This is a genomic window from Kitasatospora sp. NE20-6 (assembly GCF_045862635.1).
Window position 1 is genome coordinate 63,940 of sequence record NZ_BPRL01000020.1, and the last position, 17,374, is coordinate 81,313.

Consider the following 17,374-nt stretch of genomic DNA (forward strand, 5'->3'; position numbering starts at 1 on the left):
GCCGATGAACAGTCAGGACTTTACGGCTCCGGAGAGCAGATCGATGCGCCAATACCGCTGGAGTCCGAGGAACAGCGCGATCAGCGGAAGGATCGACAGCAGGGCTCCGGTGATCACGAGGGTGTAGAGCGCGGGCGCGTTCGCCCCCTGCTGCAGCAGCGAGTACAGGCCGACCGTCACGGGGAACTTGTGGTCGTCGCCGAGCATGATGTACGGCAGCAGGAAGTTGTTCCAGATCGCCACGAACTGGAAGAGGAAGACGGTGACGAGGCCCGGCACCATCATCGGCAGCGCGACGCTGCGGAAGAGCCGCCACTCCTTGGCGCCGTCGACCCGGGCGGCCTCCACGACCTCGTCGGGGATCGCGGCGGCGGCGTAGATGCGGGCCAGGTAGATGCCGTACGGGCTGACGATGCTCGGCAGCAGCACCGACCAGTAGCTGTCGGCGAGGCCGGCCTTCGCCATCAGCAGGTACTGCGGGACGGCGAGCGTGATCGGGGGCATGAGGACGCCCGCGAGCAGGATGTTGAAGAGGGCGTTGCGTCCGCGGAAGCGGTACTTGGCGAGGGCGTAGCCGGTGACGCCGGAGAGCGCCGCGGAGAGCAGGGCGCCGACGCCGGCGTAGAGGGCGGAGTTGGCCATCCACTGCCAGTAGACGCCGTCGCGGTAGGCGGAGAGCTCGGAGAGGTTGTCGAGCAGGCCGCTGCCGGGGGAGAAGGTGAACGTGGTGAAGAGTTCGCCGCTGCTCTTGGTGGAGGCCATCACGACCCAGAGGATCGGGATCAGGCAGTAGACCGCGCCGAGCAGCAGGAGCAGCGAGGGGATCCACGCCGAGCGGCGCGGCGGGGCGGCGGCGTTGCCGGGGGTGGTGCCGGCGGCGGGGGCGGTGCGGCGGCCGGTGGCCAGGGCGGTACTCATCTCAGCTGCCTCCGTCGGAGCGCTTGTTGACCAGCTTGAGGAAGCCGAAGGACAGGAGGAGGGTCGAGCCGGCGACGACCACCGAGGTGGCGGCGGCGGAGTAGATGTCGCCTTGGACGAACGCGTCGCGGTAGACCTTCATCAGCGGGCTCCAGGTGGAGCTCATCGAGTTGGTCAGCGGTTTGAGGGTCATCGGCTCGCTGAACACCTGCAGGGTGGCGATCATCGAGAAGAAGAAGGTGAGCACCAGGGAGGGCGCCACCATGGGGATCTTGATCCGCAGGGCGATCTGCAGCTCGGAGGCGCCGTCGAGGCGGGCGGCCTCGTACAGCTCGGCCGGGATGGCCCGCAGCGAGGTGTAGATGACGATCATGTTGAAGCCGGTGCCGCCCCAGACCGCGATGTTGGCGAGGGCGACGAAGAGTCCGTTGCCGTGCAGCAGGTCGGGCCCGCCGATGCCGGCCTTGTCGAGGATGAAGTAGCCGGGGCTGACGGTCGGCAGGTAGAGGAAGCCCCAGAGCAGGGACGCGACGATGCCGGGCACCGCGTACGGCAGGAAGATCGCCAGCCGGGAGAAGGCGCGCAGACGTACCCGCGGCACGTCCAGCAGCAGGGCGAAGAACAGGGCCGCCCCGAGCATCGTGGGCACCAGCAGGGCGCCGTAGAGCAGGGTGCGGCCGGAGCCGGCCAGCAGCTCGGGATCGGAGATCGCGGAGGTGTAGTTGGAGAGGCCGGCCCAGATCTCCTGGCGGGCGTGCGCGCCCAGGCCGAGGCCCTTCACCCGGACGGCGCGGAAGCTCAGGTAGAGCGCGTAGCCGATCGGCAGGGCGAAGAACAGGGCGAAGAGGACGACGGCCGGGGAGAGGAAGCCGTACGGGGCGAGGCGCCTGGCAGGCCTGGTGTTCGGGGAGGCCATGGCAGTCCTTGGGGTGCTCGGGGGCGGTGCCCGGGGCCGCGCGGGTGGCGGCGGCCCCGGGCCGGACGGTGCGGGAGGGTCAGCCCTCGGTCTTGAAGCCGTTCTTCTTGAGGTCCGCGACGGTGGCCTGCTGCATGGCGGTCAGCGCGGCGGAGAAGTCGCTCTTGTCCTGCGCGGCCTTGCCGAAGGCGTCCTTGAAGGTGGAGTACGCGACGTTGACGTTCGGGCCCCAGGCGGCGGGAGCGGTGTTCTTCGCGATCTCCGCGGCCGTCGTGTAGAAGTCGGCCTGGTTGGAGAAGAAGTCAGGCGCGGTGGCGAGGGCGCCGCCGGTCTGGGCGGCGGTGGCCGCCGGGTAGATGCCGGCCTCCTTGACCAGGGCGGCGACGGCCGCCGGGTCGGTGTTCAGCCAGGTGGCGAACTGCGCGGCGGCGTCGGTGTGCCCGGCCTTGGCGGCACCGGTGGTGACCCCGGTCGTCGAGCCGCCCCAGCTGCCGGTGACGGACTCGCCGGCGTTCCACTGCGGGAGCGGGGCGATCGCCCACTTGCCCTTGGTGTCGGGCGCGGAGGAGGTGAAGACGCCCGGCGCCCACACGGCCGAGACCCAGGCGATCTGGGTGCCGTCGTTGAGGGCCTTGCTCCAGGCGGGCGTGTACATCGGCTGGTTGTCGATGGCGCCCTCCTTGACGAGGCCGCCCCAGAAGTCGGCGACCTTCTTGGTGGCGGCGTCGTCGACGGCGACCTTCCAGGTCTCGCCGGAGGTCGTCCACCACTTGGCGCCGGCCTGCTGGGCGAGGCCGGCGAAGAGGCCGGAGTCGTTCGCGGAGAAGGTGGTGAGCGCCTTCGAGGCGTCCTTCTGCTTCAGCTGCCGGGCCGCGTCGGCGAACTCCGCCCAGGTGGTGGGCACCTTGAGGCCGTACTGCTGGAAGAGGTCCTGGCGGTAGTAGAAGGCGAGCGGCGCGGTGTCCTCGGGGATCGCGTAGACGGCGTCGGAGCCGAGCGTCACCTGCTGCCACACGCCTTCGGCGAACTTGCCCTTCGCGTCGCCGGCCTGCTTGGAGATGTCGGCGAGGACGTCGTTGCTGACCAGGGTGGGCAGCGCCTGGAACTCGGCCTGCACGAGGTCGGGGGCGTTGCCGGCCTTGGCGGCGGTGATGGTCTTGGTGACCAGGTCGTCGCCGGAGGCCTGCTTCTGCACGGACACCTGGATGTCGGGGTGCGAGGCGTTCCAGAGCGCGGCGACCTTGTCCATGTTGGGGGTCCAGGACCAGAAGGTGAGCTTGACCGGGCCCGCGGCCGGCTTGGCCGCATCGGAGTCGGTGCCGCTGCTGCCGCAGGCGGTCAGGGCGAGCGTGCCGCAGAGCGCGGCGGCCGAGGCGAGGGCGAGGCGACGGTGCATGGATCCTCCCGTGGATCACTGCGTGGGGGAGCGAGGTGGGGGGTGTGCGGTGAGGGTTGTGCGGTGAGGGCTGTGCGATGACCGGCGCTGGTTTCCGGTGGCACCCGGAACCGCGGCCGTCCCTTGTGCACGTTCACAGTACGGAAACGCGGCGGACACTTGTCAATCCCCTGCCTCATACGGTTATCTTGCCGAAACACAGCAAGCCCAAGGCTGTGTACGTTCACAGTCTTGCCAGATGGAGCCGCCATGGATCACCCGCTGACTCACGACAAGGCCCCCACCGGGGACGCCGGTCGCACGCTATGGCCGGTCGGTCTCGACGCCCTCGCCTACGGCGGCGACTACAACCCCGAGCAGTGGCCGGAAGAGGTCTGGCACGAGGACGTCCGCCTCATGCGCGAGGCCGGCGTCACCATGGTCAGCGTCGGGATCTTCTCCTGGGCCCTCCTGGAGACCGAGCGCGGCGTGTACGACTTCGCCTGGCTCGACCGCCTCCTCGACCTGCTGCACGAGCACGGCATCCGCGCCGACCTCGGCACCCCCACCGTCGTGCCCCCGGCGTGGTTCTACCGCGAGCACCCCGACGCGCTCCCGGTCACCCGCGAGGGCGTCCGCTACGAGTTCGGCTCGCGCGGGGCGATCTGCCACAGCTCGCCCGCCTACCACGAGGCCTCCGCCGCGATCACCGAGCAGCTCGGCCTGCGCTACGGCAGCCACCCCGCGGTCGCCCTCTGGCACGTCCACAACGAGTACGGCGTGCCGGTCAGCGCCTGCTACTGCGACACCTCCGCCGCGCACTTCCGCCGCTGGCTCGGCGACCGGTACACCACCCTCAAGGAGCTCAACGAGGCCTGGGGCACCACCTTCTGGGGGCAGAGCTACAGCCGCTGGGAGGACGTCCGCCCGCCGCGGACCACCCCCACCGCGGGCAACCCCGGCCAGCAGCTCGACTGGGCGCGCTTCACCAGCGACGCCCTGCTGGCCAACTTCGTCCGCGAGCGCGACATCCTGCACCGGCTGTCACCGGGCATCCCGGTGACCACCAACTTCATGACCGCACTCTCGCAGTGCGAGTCCATCGACTACTGGGCGTGGGGCCGCGAGGTCGACCTCGTCTCCAACGACCACTACCTCGTCGCCGAGGGCGAGCGGAACCACATCAACCTCGCGATGTCGGCCGACATCACCCGCTCCGTCGCCGGCGGCCGCCCGTGGCTGCTGCTGGAGCACTCCACCGGCGCCGTCAACTGGCAGCCCCGCAACCTCGTCAAGCAGCCCGGCGAGATGGCCCGCAACAGCCTCGCCCACGTCGCCCGCGGCTCCGACGGCGCGATGTTCTTCCAGTGGCGCGCCTCGCGCTACGGCGCCGAGAAGTTCCACTCCGCGATGCTGCCGCACGCCGGCACCGACAGCCGGATCTGGCGCGAGGTCGTCGAGCTCGGCGGGTCGCTCGGCTCCCTCGGCGACGTCCGCGGCAGCCGCGTCGTGGCCGACGCCGCCCTCCTGTGGGACTGGCAGTCGTGGTGGGCGCAGAAGCTGGAGTGGCGGCCCAGCGTCGAGCTCGACGCCCGCGACCAGGCCGACCGCTGGTACGCCGCGGCCTACGACCGCCACCTCACGCTCGACTTCGCCCACCCCGAGGACGACCTCTCCGGCCACCCGCTGGTGCTCGTCCCCGCGCTCTACCTGATGACCGAGGCGGCCTCCCGCAACCTCCGCCGGTACGTCGAGGGCGGCGGCACCCTCGCCGTCTCGTACTTCTCCGGCATCGTCGACCAGTACGACACCGTGCACCCCGGCGCCCACCCCGGGGCGCTGCGCGAGGTCCTCGGCCTCACCGTCGAGGAGTTCGCCCCGCTGCGGCAGCACCAGACGGTGCGGCTCTCCGGCCCGGCCGGCGAGCCGACCGGCGACGCCTGGGCGGAGTTCGTCGTGCCCCGCGGCGCCGAGACGCGCTGGACGTACACCGACGGCCCGGCCGCCGGACGCCCCGCCGTCACCCGGAACTCCCTCGGCGACGGCACCGCCTGGTACGTCTCCACCCGGCTCGACGCCTCCGGCCTCGACGCGGTGCTCGCCCTGGCCTGCGCCGACGCCGGGCTGCCCGCCCGCGACCTGCCGCGCGACGTCGAGGTCGTGGAGCGGGTCGGCGCGACCGGCCGCTACCTCTTCGCCGTCAACCACACCGGCGCCGACGCCCGCATCCCGCTGCCCGGCGGCGGCACCGAACTGCTCACCGGCACCCCGGTCGACGGCCACCTGGACGTCCCCGCCGGCGCCACGCGGGTCGTCCGCCGCTGATCCCCCCGCCCGGACCGTCGAGGGGCGGTCCGGGCCGGCAGACCCGGCGAGACCGCCGCCGGGCCCCCACCCCTCCACCCCGATCCCCTGCCCGGCCCGCCGAGGGTCGGTCCGGGCAGGTGCCCTGCCCGGCGGGTGCGGCGGTGTTCCCCAACACGCCGCCGCACCCGCCGTCACCCCCACGGCAGTACCTCCCCCACCCCACCTCATCGCCAAGGATGACGATGCATCAGGGAATCAAGCGCCTGCTGGTCAGCGGCGCAGCTTCGCTCATGATCTCCACCGCTGCCACGGTGGCGCTCCCCGCGGCCTCCGCACAGGCTGCCGCCACGATCACCAACCCCGGCTTCGAGACCGGCAGCGCGGCGACCGCCACCCCCACCGGCTGGTCCACCTACTCCGCCGCCGGCCAGACCGCCGCCTCCTACACCGAGGCCGGCGGCCACACCGGCTCGTACCGGCTCACCCACTGGTCCGCCTCCGCCTACAAGGTCGAGACCTACCAGTACCTCTCCGGGCTCACCAACGGGAACTACACGCTGACCGCGTGGGTCCGCTCCGGCGGCGGGCAGAACGCCGCCTACCTCGCGCTGAAGAACTGCGGCGGCACCGAGCAGCGCACCGACCTCCCCGTCACCCCGAACGGCGGCTGGATCAGGATCGTCACCCCGGTCTCCGTGACCGGCGGCCAGTGCACCATCAGCATCACCTCCGACGCGAACGCCGGAAACTGGCTCAACGTCGACGACCTCACGTTCACCTCCGGCACCACCACCGTCGCCGCCCGCGGCGTCGACGTCTCCACCCTGAAGAAGAGCGAGGACAAGGGCGGCACCTACGCGTACGCCAACGGCACCTCCGCCGACGCCCTGACCGTCCTCCACTCGGCGGGCGCCAACTACGTGCGGCTGAAGGTCTGGGTGAACCCCGCCGACGGCTACAACACCAAGGCCAAGGTGCTGGCGATGGCCACCCGCGCCAAGGCCCAGGGCATGAAGATCCTCATCGACTTCCACTACTCCGACATCTGGGCCGACCCGGGCACCCAGACCAAGCCCGCGGCCTGGTCGTCCTACACCGCGGCCCAGCTCGCCACCGCCGTCTACAACCACACCTACGACGTGCTCAACGCCCTGAAGGCGCAGGGCACCACCGCCGACATGGTGCAGATCGGCAACGAGATCAACGGCGGCATGCTCTGGCCGGAGGGCTCCACCTCCAACTGGACGAACCTCGCCTCGTTCCTCACCCAGGGCGCCAACGCGGCCAAGGCGGTCAGCTCCTCCACCCAGGTCGTGCTGCACCTCGCCAAGGGCGGTGACGACGCCGGTGCCCGCACCTTCTTCGACAACGCGGTCTCCCGCAGCGTGCCGTTCGACATCATCGGGCTGTCCTACTACAGCTACTGGCACGGCCCGCTGAACGACCTGCAGACCACCCTCGACGACATGGCGTCCCGCTACAACAAGAAGGTCGTCGTCGCCGAGACCGCGTACGCGTTCACCCTCGACAACAACGACTCCCTGGAGAACAACCTCGCCACCAGCTCCCAGCTGACCACCGGCTACCCGGCCACCCAGGCCGGCCAGGCCGCCGCGCTGCGCGACGTGCTCAACGTCGTGGAGGCCGTGCCCAACGGCAAGGGCCTCGGCGCCTTCTACTGGGAGCCCGCCTGGACGGCCGTCACCGGCAACGGCTGGGATCCGGCCGACGCCTCCTCCGGCAACGCCTGGGAGAACCAGGCGCTGTTCGACTACAGCCACAAGCCGACCGCCGCCATGAGCTGGCTGGCCCACCGCTGACCCGCCCGTCGCCGCGCCCGGCCGGACCTCCGGCCGGGCGCGGTTGCCTGGTTGCCTGGTGGCCCGGTGGTGGCCGCACACCGTCGTCGACCCGTACGCCGTAGCCGCGCGTAGCGGCAGCCGGTCAGTCGGTCAGCCGGCGAGGGCCGCCGTCCAGGCCGTGGCGGCCGCACCGCGGGCGGCCTCCGCGTCGGCGCCGTCCGAATGCAGGGTGTCCGTGTGCACGCCGTCCGCGCGCACGGTGTCCAGGGCGGCGGCCAGCGCGGTGAGGGAGGCCTGCACGGTGCCGAGCGCGGCGGCCGGGCCGTAATGGTTGATCCGCAGCATTTCCGCGGCGAGGGCCCCGCCGCCGGCCTGCACCGGCACGGCGGGGTCGCTGCGCAGGGCGGCGGCGGCGAGCTCGCGGGCGTCCAGCCCGGCCGGGGTGCGGACGGTGGTGGCGACGGGCGCGGCGTGCCCGTCGCTCGTCACGTACGGCGCGAGCGGGCCGAGGCTGCGGAGGCCGGCCCGGGTCGCCGCGGCGGCGGCGCGGTGCCGGGCGATGGTCGCGGGCAGCGTCTCGGCGGCGATCCGGTCGAGGCAGGCGTCGAGTGCGAGCATCTCCAGCTGGGCCGGTGCGTGGGGGAGCGCGGTGCGTCCGGCGTCCGTCCAGCGCTCCTTCCAGTCGAGCAGCGAGAGGTAGGAGCGGCGCGGGGCCCGCGGGTTGGCCGTGATCGCCTGCCAGGCGCGGGCGGAGACGGAGACGGCGGAGACGCCGGCCGGGCCGCCCATGGCCTTCTGCCCGCCGATGACGCACAGGTCGACCCCCCAGGCGTCGGTGTGCAGCGGTTCGGCGGCGACCGACGCGACGGCGTCCAGCATCAGCAGCGCGCCGTGCGCGCGGACGGCGGCGCCGATCTCCGCCACCGGGTTGGTGTTGCCGGTCGCCGCCTCGGCGTGCACCAGCGACACGAACGAGGTCTCCGGGTGCGCCCGCAGCGCCGCCGCGACCCGGTCGGCGCCGACCGCGGTGTCGTAGGGCACGGCCAGGTCGACGACCTCGGCGCCGCAGTCGCGCAGCCAGCCGCCGAAGGTCTGCCCGTACGGGCCGGTGACGATGTTGAGCGCCGTGGTGCCCGGGCGCACCGCGCTGCGGATCGCGGCCTCCAGCGGCAGCAGCGCCTCGCCCTGGGTGACGATCACGTCGGCGGTGGTGTGCAGCAGGGCGGCCACCCGGTCCTCGATGGCGGCGAACCGGGCGGCGGTCAGCGGCGGGAGGTCCAGGAACGGGGACATGCGCGACGACCTTTCGGGTACGGACGGCTCGTGCGGTCCAGTCTGCCGCACCGCTCGCCCGCGGCAGGCGCCGGGCCGCCCGGCCGCCGTCGGTAGAGTGCCGGGCATGAGCGACGGTGCGGTGCTGCACATCAGGGGCCGGGTGCTGGTCGGGCCCGAGGACGTCCGGGACGAGCTGTGGGTCGTGGACGGCCGGATCACCTTCGACCGCCCCGCGCGCGCCGCCGACGTGCAGTCGGTCGCCGGGTGGGCCCTGCCGGGCCTGGTCGACGCGCACTGCCATGTCGGCCTGGACGCGCACGGCGCCGTCGACGCCGAGACCAGCGAGAAGCAGGCGCTCACCGACCGTGACGCCGGCACGCTGCTCATCCGCGACGCCGGGTCGGCCGCCGACACCCGGTGGATCGACGACCGCGACGACCTGCCGAGGATCATCCGGGCGGGGCGGCACATCGCCCGGACCCGCCGCTACATCCGCAACTACGCGCACGAGATCGAGCCGGGCGACCTGGCGGCGTTCGTCCGCCACGAGGCCCGGCGCGGCGACGGCTGGGTGAAGCTGGTCGGCGACTGGATCGACCGCGGCACCGGCGACCTCGCCGCCTGCTGGCCGGGCGACGCGCTGCGCGAGGCGATCGCCGCGGCGCACGAGGAGGGGGCCCGGGTCACCGCGCACTGCTTCGCCGCCGAGTCGCTGCCCGACCTCCTCGCCGCGGGCATCGACTGCATCGAGCACGGCACCGGGCTGACCGAGGAGCTGATCCCGCTGTTCGCCGAGCGCGGCGTGGCGGTGGTGCCGACCCTGGTCAACATCGCGACCTTCCCGCGGCTCGCGGCGGGCGGCGAGCAGAAGTTCCCTGCCTGGTCGGCGCACATGCGGCAGTTGCACGAGCGCCGGTACGCCACCGTCGGCGCCGCGCACGACGCGGGCGTCCCGCTGTACGTCGGCACCGACGCGGGCGGCTCGCTCGCCCACGGCCTGGTCGCGGAGGAGGCGGCCGAGCTGGTGAAGGCCGGCCTGACCCCCACCGAGGCGCTTTCGGCGGCGAGTTGGGGCGCGCGGGCGTGGCTCGGCCGGGACGGCCTGACCGAGGGGGCCTCCGCCGACCTGGTCGTGTACGCCGAGGATCCGCGCGCGGACGTCCGGGTGCTGGCGGATCCGCAGGCCGTGGTGCTGCGGGGGCGCGTGGTCGCCTGACGGGCGTGTCCGTGGGGGCCGATAGGGTGACGCCCATGGCACCGCGTCCACTCAACGAGATTGTCGAGCCCGGCTGGGCCCGCGCCCTGGAGCCCGTAGCGGGCCGGGTCGCGGCCATGGGCGACTTCCTGCGCGCCGAGATCGCCGCAGGCCGCACGTACCTGCCCGCCGGCCCGAACGTGCTGCGCGCGTTCCAGCAGCCCCTGGAGTCGGTGCGGGTCCTGATCGTCGGTCAGGACCCCTACCCGACGCCCGGCCACGCGGTGGGGCTGTCGTTCTCGGTCGCGCCCGAGGTGCGGCCGATCCCGCCGAGCCTGGTCAACATCTTCCAGGAGTACGGGCAGGACCTCGGCTTCCCGCCGCCGTCCAACGGGGATCTCACTCCGTGGACACAGCAGGGCGTCCTGCTGCTCAACCGCTCGCTCACCGTCGCCCCCCGCACGCCCAACGCGCACCGCGGCAAGGGCTGGGAGGAGGTCACCGAGCAGGCGATCCGCGCCCTGGTGGCCCGCGGCGGTCCGCTGGTGGCGATCCTCTGGGGCCGGGACGCCCGCAACCTGCGTCCGCTGCTCGGCGAGGTGCCGGCCATCGAGTCGGCCCACCCGAGTCCGATGTCCGCCGACCGCGGCTTCTTCGGCTCGCGGCCGTTCAGCCGCGCGAACGAGCTGCTGGTCCGGCAGGGCGCGCAGCCGGTGGACTGGCGCCTGCCGTAGGCCGGGCCGGGATCCGGCGGCGGGGCGGGGGTTCCGCAGGCCGGGCCGGGGGCCGGCGGGCGGTTCGGGGCCGAAGGACGGGCGTCAGCCCATGGCGTCAACTTCACTCGAAGGAGTGGACTGACGCTCCGTGATGCTGATGTGACGGATCGTTCGAGTGAGACTGGATGTCAGTCCAGAGCACGAGCCCCATCCTCCGCCCGGTGTGCGCACTGCTGCGCCCGTGCGGGGTGACGCCGGTGGCGCGCTCTCCCGGAACACCATGTGTTGGGGGTCCTCCCGTCATGCCGTCCCTTGCCTCCGCCCGTGCCGCCGCCGCGGTGCGCGCCGTCACCGCCGCCGGCCTCGCCGCCTCGGCGCTCGCCCTCCCCGCCGCCGCGCACGCGGACACCCCCGGGCCGTCCGCGGGCAGCGCCCGCGCCGTGACGGCGGAGCTCGACCTCCACGTCTCGCTGCTCGACAAGGCGGTCGACGTGCCGGTGAACATCACGCTCAACAAGGTGCAGACGCCCGCCGAGCGCGACGGCTCCGTGCTCACCGCGAAGGTCGACGGCGTCGACCGCGGCCGGCCGGTCACGCTGGTGAAGGCCGAGGCCGGGAAGTCGGTCACGCACGTGGACGCGCGGGGCACCTCCGCCTCCGTGACGCTGGCCGGGGCCGATCTGCACGTCCCGGGCCTGTCCGGCCTCACGCTGCTCGGCCTGGAGGCGCTCACCGCCGAGGTGACGTGCCCGGTCGACGGGCAGCCCACGGCGAAGGTGTCCTCGCCGGTCCGGCTGACCGTCCTGGGCCGTCCGGTCACGGTCGGACTGAACAGCCCGACCCGGGTGGTGGTGCCGGCGGTCGGCACGGTGGAGGTCGAGTTCTCGCGCAGGAACGTCACCTCGGCCACGGCGGCGGCGTCCGCCCTGGAGCTGTCGGTCGACGTCAATCCGCTGAATCTGAACGTCGCCCGGGTGACCGGCCGCGTCACGGTCGCCTCCGTCTCGTGCGAGAAGCCCGCCCCCTCGCGTGTGGTCCAGACCACTTCGGCGGCTCCGTCGACCACCGCGGCCAACCGTCCGGCGCCGCCGAAGGAGGCGCCGGTGCTCGCCGCCACCGGCAGCACCGGCACCGGCACCCTGCTCGCCGGGGCGGCTGCGCTGCTGGTCGCAGGGGGTGCGGTGACCTGGACGACCCGCCGCCGCCGGGCCCGCGCACGCCACCGCTGATACCCCTGATGGACCGGCCGTCCCACGGATCGCCCGTATGGTGAGACGTGCACTGCCCGACCGTGAGCGTGCCGCCGCGGACGGTTGGTTCACATGGGCGTTACATGGGAGGAACAACGGGGAAACGGTAACTTGCGACGCTACGCGGGCACCCACCACCGAAGCAGTGAGGTTCCCCGCAATGGCAATCAAGGCCGAGTACATCTGGATCGACGGCACCGAGCCGACCGCCAAGCTCCGTTCCAAGACCCGGGTGCTGCCTAACGCGGACAAGATCCCCACGTGGGGCTTCGACGGTTCGTCGACCAACCAGGCCGAGGGCCACGCCTCCGACCGCGTGCTGGAGCCCGTGAAGGTCGTCAAGGACCCGATCCGCGGCGGCGACAACATCATGGTGCTGTGCGAGGTCTTCGAGATCGACGGCACCCCGCACGTGTCCAACACCCGTGCCAAGCTGCGCCCGGTGGCCGAGCAGTACGCCGCTCAGGAGTCGATCTTCGGCATCGAGCAGGAGTACACCTTCTTCAAGGGCTCGCGCCCGCTCGGCTTCCCCGAGGGCGGCTTCCCGGCCCCGCAGGGCGGTTACTACTGCGGCGTCGGCGCCGAGGAGGTCTTCGGTCGCGAGATCGTCGAGCTGCACCTCGACCGCTGCCTCGACGCCGGCCTGGCGATCTGCGGCATCAACGCCGAGGTCATGCCCGGCCAGTGGGAGTTCCAGATCGGCCCCGTCGACGCGCTGACCGTGTCCGACGACATGTGGCTCTCGCGCTACCTGCTCTACCGCACCGCCGAGGAGTTCGGCATCGACGCCACCCTGGACGCCAAGCCGGCCCGTGGCGACTGGAACGGCGCGGGTGCGCACACCAACTTCTCCACCAAGGCGATGCGTGAGGGCTACGACGCCATCATCACCGCCTGCGAGTCGCTCGGCACCTCCGAGGAGAAGGTCCTGGAGCACGTCTCCCAGTACGGTGACGACATCCAGTCCCGCCTCACCGGCAAGCACGAGACCGCCCCGTGGAACGTCTACTCCTACGGCGTGTCCAACCGCGGCGCCTCCGTCCGCATCCCGTGGCAGGTCGAGGTGGACCAGAAGGGCTACATCGAGGACCGCCGCCCGAACGCGAACGTCGACCCCTACGTCGTCACCCGCCTCCTGATCAACACCTGCTGCGAGGCCCTGGAGAAGGCCGGCCAGGTCTGATCCCCGCTCCCGCAGAGCTCCCGCCCGCCGCTCCCCTCCGCATCCGTGCGGAGGAGGGCGGCGGGCGTGTTTCCCTCCCCCTACCCTGATGCCATGGCGGACACGGCGGACGACGACAGCGACTTCACCCCGGCCGAGGTGGCCCGCGGCAAGGCCCTGCGCCGGGCGCAGACGCCCTGGGCGCTCGGCGGTGCGCTCGCCACCGGCGCCCTCACCCTCGTGCTCGGCCTGACCCCGGCCGGTGCGGGGCTGGTCTCGGCGGCCGGCCGGCCGTTCGGCGGCTCGTGGGCGGCCGAGGTGCTGGCCGGGACGGCCGCACTGGTCCTGCTCGGCAGGGCCGTCGCGCTGCCGTTCGGCGCCCGGGTGCGCGCCGTCCGGTCCCGCTACGGCCTGGTCACCCAGGGCTGGGGCGGCTGGGCGGTCGACGTGCTGCGCGGGCTCGCCCTGACCCTCGGCCTGCTCCTGCCGGCGGCCCTCGGCCTGTACACCCTCACCGGGCACCGGCCCGACGACTGGTGGCTGCCCGGCGCGGGCCTTGCCGCGGTCCTCGTGGTGGCCCTCTCGTTCCTCCACCCGCTGCTGATCGAGCCGGTCTTCAACCGCTTCACGCCGATGGCGGCGAGCCCGCTGCGCGACTCCCTGCTCGCCCTCGCCCGGCGCGACGGGGTGGCGGTGCGCGACGTGCTCGTGGCGGACGCCTCACGCCGCACCACCGCCCTCAACGCCTATGTCTCCGGCCTCGGTTCGACCCGCCGGATCGTCGCCTACGACACCCTGCTGGAGACCGCCGCGCCGCGCGAGGTGGAGCTGGTGGTCGCCCACGAACTCGGCCACGTGAAGCACCGCGACGTGCTGACAGGCACCGTGCTGGGGGCCGTCGGTGCGGCCGTCGCCGTCGTTCTGGTCGGCCTGCTGAGCAGCTGGGGTCCGCTGCTCGACGCCGCCGGTGCGGACGGCGCCGCCGACCCGCGCTCGCTGCCGCTGCTGGCCGCCCTCGCCGGCCTGATCGGTGCCGCGACCGGCCCGCTGCAGGCCGCCACGAGCCGCCGCATCGAGGCCAGGGCCGACCGGCACGCCCTCGAACTCACCGGCGAACCACAGCAGTTCATCGCCATGCAGCGCCGCCTGGCGGTCGCCAACGTCTCGGACGTCGACCCGCCCCGGCTGCTGGTGCTGCTCTTCGGCACGCACCCCAGCGCGACCCGCCGCATCGCCGCGGCCCGCGCCTGGCGGCCCGCCCCCTGAGGCCCCGGCCCGCCGCGCCGCCCGTCGGACGTAGACTCACGACAGCCGCCGCGGACAGCCGCCGGACGGCGCCGCCCGGACTTCCCGGCCCGGGTCACCGGCTTCGGAGCTAACGAGGGATCTGATCCATGGTAGAGGTTTCCCCCAAGGTCGTTGTCGTCGTGCCCACGTACAACGAGCGGGAGAACCTGCCCGTCCTCACCGGCCTGCTCGCCGACCTGGGCCTGCCGAACCTGCACGTGCTGGTCGTCGACGACAACTCGCCCGACGGCACCGGTGAGATCGCCGACAAGCTCGCCGAGCAGTCGCCCGACCGCGTCGGCGTGCTGCACCGCACCGAGAAGGACGGCCTCGGCCGGGCCTACATCGCCGGCATGACGCGCGCCCTCGACGAGGGGGCCGACGTGGTCGTCCAGATGGACGCCGACCTCTCGCACCCGGCCGCGGTCCTCCCGGCGATGATCGACACCCTGCTCACCGGCGACGCCGCGGTGGTGCTGGGCTCCCGCTACGTGCCGGGCGGTTCGACCGCGGCCGAGTGGCCGTGGCACCGCAAGGCCCTCTCGGCCTGGGCGAACTTCTACGTCAACACCATCCTGCGACTGCACGTGAAGGACGCCACCGCGGGCTTCAAGGCCTGGCGGGCCGAGACCCTGCGCGCGATCGACCTGCCGTCGGTGCACAGCAACGGCTACTCGTTCCAGGTGGAGATGAACCACCGCACGGTCCGGCGCGGTCTGCGGATCGTGGAGGTGCCGATTCGGTTCGAGGAACGGGTCGTCGGCGCGTCCAAGATGAGCCTCGGCGTGCAGGTCGAGTCGGCGCTCGCCCCGTGGAAGCTCCTCCTCGGCCGCAAGGCCTGACCACCCGCCGCCGAGCCGACCCGCCCCGCTCTGCACTGCTGATCCGCCCGGCTGTCCTGCCGGGTGCCGACCTGCGGCCCTGCCCGGCCGCGCTGCCGAGGCCCGGCCGGGCACGGGGAGGGGGAACCGGTGGAGCAGGCGGACGAGGACGCCCGGCCGCTCCTGCTGCTCGACGTGGACGGCCCGCTCGCCCCGTACCGGGCGGATCCGCGGAGCCGCCCCGAGGGCTGTGTCCCGCACCGGGCGGAGCCGGAGTTCCTGACCGCCCGCCGCCCGGGGACGCCCCCGGCGGACGTGGAGCCGCTGCGGCTGTGGCTGAATCCCGCGCACGGGCCCGCGCTGCTCGCCCTGCCGTTCCGGCTCGTGTGGTGCACCGCCTGGGCGGACGAGGCCAACACCTGGATCGGGCCGGCGATCGGGCTGCCGCGCCTGCCGTTCGTCGCCTGGCCGCGGAGGCACCACGGCGACCCGGACGGCCTGCACTGGAAGACCCGTCACCTGACCGCGTACGCCGCGGGCCGGCCGTTCGCCTGGGTGGACGACGAGATCGAGCCGGCCGACACCGCCTGGATCGCCGCGCACCACCCCGCCCCGGCGCTCACCCTCGCGGTCGACCACCGGCACGGACTGCAGCCGGAGCACGTCGCCGTCCTCGCCGACTGGGCCGCCCGGACGCCGTCGGTGCGCTGACCGCGGCCGCCGAGCCGACCCGCCCGGGTGTCCCGGTGTCAGCGGGTCGCCGCGGCCAGCGCGGTGAGGAAGCGGTCGCTGGTGGCGGGGTCGCGGACGGCGATCCGCAGCCAGTCCGGGCCCAGCCCCGGGAAGGTGTCGCCGCGCCGCACCGCGAAACCGGCGGCCCGCAGCCGGGTGCGGACGCCGTCGGCGCCGGGGAGCTCGACCAGCAGGAACGACGACCGCGGCTCGCCGTGCACCCGCAGGCCCGGGATGCCCGCGAGCCCGTGCAGCAGGTGGGCGCGGTGCCCGGTGAGGGTGCGGGCGGCGTCCTCGGCCTCGGCGAGGGCGGCGGGCGTCGAGCAGGCCTCTGCGGCGGCCAGCGCCGGGGTGGAGACCGGCCACAGCGGCTGTGCGGCGGAGAGCGCGGTGAGGAGGCCGGCCGGGCCGAGCACGTAGCCGATCCGCAGCCCGGCGAGGCCCCAGGTCTTGGTGAGGCTGCGCAGCACGATCACCCGGCCGGGCAGGTCGCGGAGCCCGGCGAGGGCGGCGCTCTCGCCGGGCACGGTGTCCATGAACGCCTCGTCGACGACGAGGGTGCGCCCGGGCCGGGCGAGCGCGGCGACGTCCTCGGCGGGGTGCAGGACGGAGGTCGGGTTGGTGGGGTTGCCGATCACCACCAGGTCGGCCTGCCCGGGGACGGCGCCGGGGGTGAGCCGGAAGCCGTCGGCGGGCCGCAGCAGCACGCGGTGCACGGTGTGCCCGGCCTCCCGCAGTGCGGCCTCGGGTTCGGTGAACTGCGGGTGCACCACGCACACGTGACGTGGCGTCAGGACGCGTGCGAGGAGGACGAACGCCTCGGCGGCGCCGGAGGTGAGCAGCACCTCCTCGACCGGGCGGCCGTGCCGGGTGGCCACCGCGGCCCGGGCGGCGGTGCCGTCCGGGTAGGCGGCGAGGTCGGCGAGGGTCGCGGCGAGGCGGTCGCGCAGCCATGCGGGCGGGGTGCCGGTGCGGACGTTGACGGCGAGGTCGACGAGTCCGGCGGCGCGCACCTCGGCGTCCCCGTGGTGCCGCAGGTCGTGGCCGTCCTGCGGCCCGGGGGCGGCGGCGGGCGGGCGGCGGGCGATCGCCACAGTGGCGCGGGCGGACGCCTGCTTGGGCACGAGCAGGCTGCCGCCGGGGGCCCCGGCGAGGGCGGCGGCCTCGGCGACGCTCGGCGTGCCGACGGCGTCGCGGACGGCCGTGGAGGGGTGCGGCACGCCGACGGCCGCGAGGGCCGGGGCCGGATGGCCGGTGAGGGGGACGCCGAGTGCGCGGGCGGCCTCCCGCAGGCCGGGTTCGGCCGTGCGGATGTCGAGGGTGGCGAGCGCGGCGATGTCCGCGCGGTGCAGTCCGGCGGTGTCCAGGGCCGCGTCGAGCAGGTGCAGGATCTCGTCCGCGGTGGTGCCCGGGCGGGCGCCGACCCCGGCCACGAGCGGGCCGACCAGCTTCTCCACGCGTCCTCCGCACCCCGTCCGACCTGCCGGAAATCCCATCACGGGTGCGGCGCGCGGGTCAATCGCGACCGGTGTGAAGTTGGACGTACAACCTGTGCCGAGTTGTTCTCCCGTTCTTCATGTTCGCGGCAACGTCCCGGTCACGGCCGCCGCCCTAGGGT

Annotated in this window: 14 protein-coding genes; 9 read left to right on the forward strand and 5 right to left on the reverse strand. The window is 73.6% G+C overall.

What is annotated here, in order from left to right; all coding sequences use genetic code 11:
* Positions 1–12 precede the first annotated feature (12 nt).
* From SNE206_RS17505 to SNE206_RS17515, 3 genes are all read right to left on the reverse strand, one after another.
* The gene (locus tag SNE206_RS17505) at positions 13–918 is read right to left on the reverse strand and encodes a carbohydrate ABC transporter permease (protein WP_405011141.1); all 906 of its coding nucleotides are present in this window, start codon (positions 916–918) and stop codon (positions 13–15) included.
* A 1-nt stretch (position 919) separates the two neighbouring features.
* Positions 920–1,834, reverse strand: a complete 915-nt coding sequence (locus SNE206_RS17510) for a carbohydrate ABC transporter permease (protein WP_407914309.1) — start codon at positions 1,832–1,834, stop codon at positions 920–922.
* Between the two features lie 79 nt (positions 1,835–1,913).
* Entirely contained in the window at positions 1,914–3,230 is a 1,317-nt protein-coding gene (locus SNE206_RS17515) for an ABC transporter substrate-binding protein (RefSeq protein WP_407914310.1), read from the reverse strand.
* Positions 3,231–3,479: 249 nt separating this feature from the next.
* On the opposite strand from SNE206_RS17515, the gene SNE206_RS17520 reads away from it, so the two are divergent.
* Together SNE206_RS17520 and SNE206_RS17525 are read left to right on the forward strand one after the other, a co-directional pair.
* Complete coding sequence (locus tag SNE206_RS17520) at positions 3,480–5,534, forward strand: beta-galactosidase (RefSeq protein WP_407914311.1); 2,055 nt, start codon at positions 3,480–3,482, stop codon at positions 5,532–5,534.
* A gap of 224 nt (positions 5,535–5,758) precedes the next feature.
* Positions 5,759–7,336: an arabinogalactan endo-beta-1,4-galactanase gene (locus tag SNE206_RS17525; RefSeq protein ID WP_407914312.1), complete on the forward strand. Its 1,578-nt coding sequence runs from the start codon at positions 5,759–5,761 to the stop codon at positions 7,334–7,336.
* 132 nt (positions 7,337–7,468) lie between these two features.
* Here SNE206_RS17525 and SNE206_RS17530 read toward each other — a convergent pair whose 3' ends face one another.
* Positions 7,469–8,611: a pyridoxal-phosphate-dependent aminotransferase family protein gene (locus SNE206_RS17530; protein ID WP_407914313.1), complete on the reverse strand. Its 1,143-nt coding sequence runs from the start codon at positions 8,609–8,611 to the stop codon at positions 7,469–7,471.
* A 106-nt stretch (positions 8,612–8,717) separates the two neighbouring features.
* Here SNE206_RS17530 and SNE206_RS17535 point away from each other — a divergent pair, with 106 nt between their 5' ends.
* The 7 genes from SNE206_RS17535 (at position 8,718) to SNE206_RS17565 (ending at position 15,735) form a co-directional block, all read left to right on the forward strand.
* A complete protein-coding gene (locus SNE206_RS17535; protein WP_407914314.1) occupies positions 8,718–9,809 on the forward strand; it encodes an amidohydrolase family protein in 1,092 nt (363 codons plus the stop codon).
* Between the two features lie 35 nt (positions 9,810–9,844).
* Positions 9,845–10,522: a uracil-DNA glycosylase gene (locus SNE206_RS17540; protein ID WP_407914315.1), complete on the forward strand. Its 678-nt coding sequence runs from the start codon at positions 9,845–9,847 to the stop codon at positions 10,520–10,522.
* 284 nt (positions 10,523–10,806) lie between these two features.
* Positions 10,807–11,733, forward strand: a complete 927-nt coding sequence (locus SNE206_RS17545) for an SCO1860 family LAETG-anchored protein (protein ID WP_407914316.1) — start codon at positions 10,807–10,809, stop codon at positions 11,731–11,733.
* A gap of 181 nt (positions 11,734–11,914) precedes the next feature.
* Positions 11,915–12,937, forward strand: a complete 1,023-nt coding sequence (gene glnII, locus SNE206_RS17550) for a glutamine synthetase (RefSeq protein WP_407914317.1) — start codon at positions 11,915–11,917, stop codon at positions 12,935–12,937.
* A gap of 93 nt (positions 12,938–13,030) precedes the next feature.
* Positions 13,031–14,182 carry a M48 family metalloprotease gene (locus tag SNE206_RS17555; RefSeq protein WP_407914318.1) on the forward strand — a complete coding sequence of 384 codons (1,152 nt, stop codon included), beginning with the start codon at positions 13,031–13,033 and terminating at the stop codon, positions 14,180–14,182.
* Between the two features lie 128 nt (positions 14,183–14,310).
* Complete coding sequence (locus SNE206_RS17560; protein ID WP_407914319.1) at positions 14,311–15,045, forward strand: polyprenol monophosphomannose synthase; 735 nt, start codon at positions 14,311–14,313, stop codon at positions 15,043–15,045.
* Positions 15,046–15,174: 129 nt separating this feature from the next.
* Positions 15,175–15,735, forward strand: a complete 561-nt coding sequence (locus SNE206_RS17565; RefSeq protein ID WP_407914320.1) for a hypothetical protein — start codon at positions 15,175–15,177, stop codon at positions 15,733–15,735.
* A 38-nt stretch (positions 15,736–15,773) separates the two neighbouring features.
* Here the strand turns inward: SNE206_RS17565 and cobC are convergent, their stop codons facing one another.
* Positions 15,774–17,252, reverse strand: a complete 1,479-nt coding sequence (cobC, locus tag SNE206_RS17570) for an Rv2231c family pyridoxal phosphate-dependent protein CobC (protein ID WP_407914321.1) — start codon at positions 17,250–17,252, stop codon at positions 15,774–15,776.
* Positions 17,253–17,374: the final 122 nt, after the last annotated feature.

Coding starts and splice junctions, on each gene's coding strand:
- SNE206_RS17540 (WP_407914315.1), top strand. CDS start 9,845: ATGGCACCGCGTCCACTCAACGAGATTGTCGAGCCCGGCTGGGCCCGC.
- SNE206_RS17545 (WP_407914316.1), top strand. CDS start 10,807: ATGCCGTCCCTTGCCTCCGCCCGTGCCGCCGCCGCGGTGCGCGCCGTC.
- SNE206_RS17525 (WP_407914312.1), top strand. CDS start 5,759: ATGCATCAGGGAATCAAGCGCCTGCTGGTCAGCGGCGCAGCTTCGCTC.
- SNE206_RS17530 (WP_407914313.1), bottom strand. CDS start 8,611: ATGTCCCCGTTCCTGGACCTCCCGCCGCTGACCGCCGCCCGGTTCGCC.
- SNE206_RS17510 (WP_407914309.1), bottom strand. CDS start 1,834: ATGGCCTCCCCGAACACCAGGCCTGCCAGGCGCCTCGCCCCGTACGGC.
- cobC (WP_407914321.1), bottom strand. CDS start 17,252: ATGGGATTTCCGGCAGGTCGGACGGGGTGCGGAGGACGCGTGGAGAAG.
- SNE206_RS17555 (WP_407914318.1), top strand. CDS start 13,031: ATGGCGGACACGGCGGACGACGACAGCGACTTCACCCCGGCCGAGGTG.
- SNE206_RS17560 (WP_407914319.1), top strand. CDS start 14,311: ATGGTAGAGGTTTCCCCCAAGGTCGTTGTCGTCGTGCCCACGTACAAC.
- glnII (WP_407914317.1), top strand. CDS start 11,915: ATGGCAATCAAGGCCGAGTACATCTGGATCGACGGCACCGAGCCGACC.
- SNE206_RS17535 (WP_407914314.1), top strand. CDS start 8,718: ATGAGCGACGGTGCGGTGCTGCACATCAGGGGCCGGGTGCTGGTCGGG.
- SNE206_RS17520 (WP_407914311.1), top strand. CDS start 3,480: ATGGATCACCCGCTGACTCACGACAAGGCCCCCACCGGGGACGCCGGT.
- SNE206_RS17515 (WP_407914310.1), bottom strand. CDS start 3,230: ATGCACCGTCGCCTCGCCCTCGCCTCGGCCGCCGCGCTCTGCGGCACG.
- SNE206_RS17505 (WP_405011141.1), bottom strand. CDS start 918: ATGAGTACCGCCCTGGCCACCGGCCGCCGCACCGCCCCCGCCGCCGGC.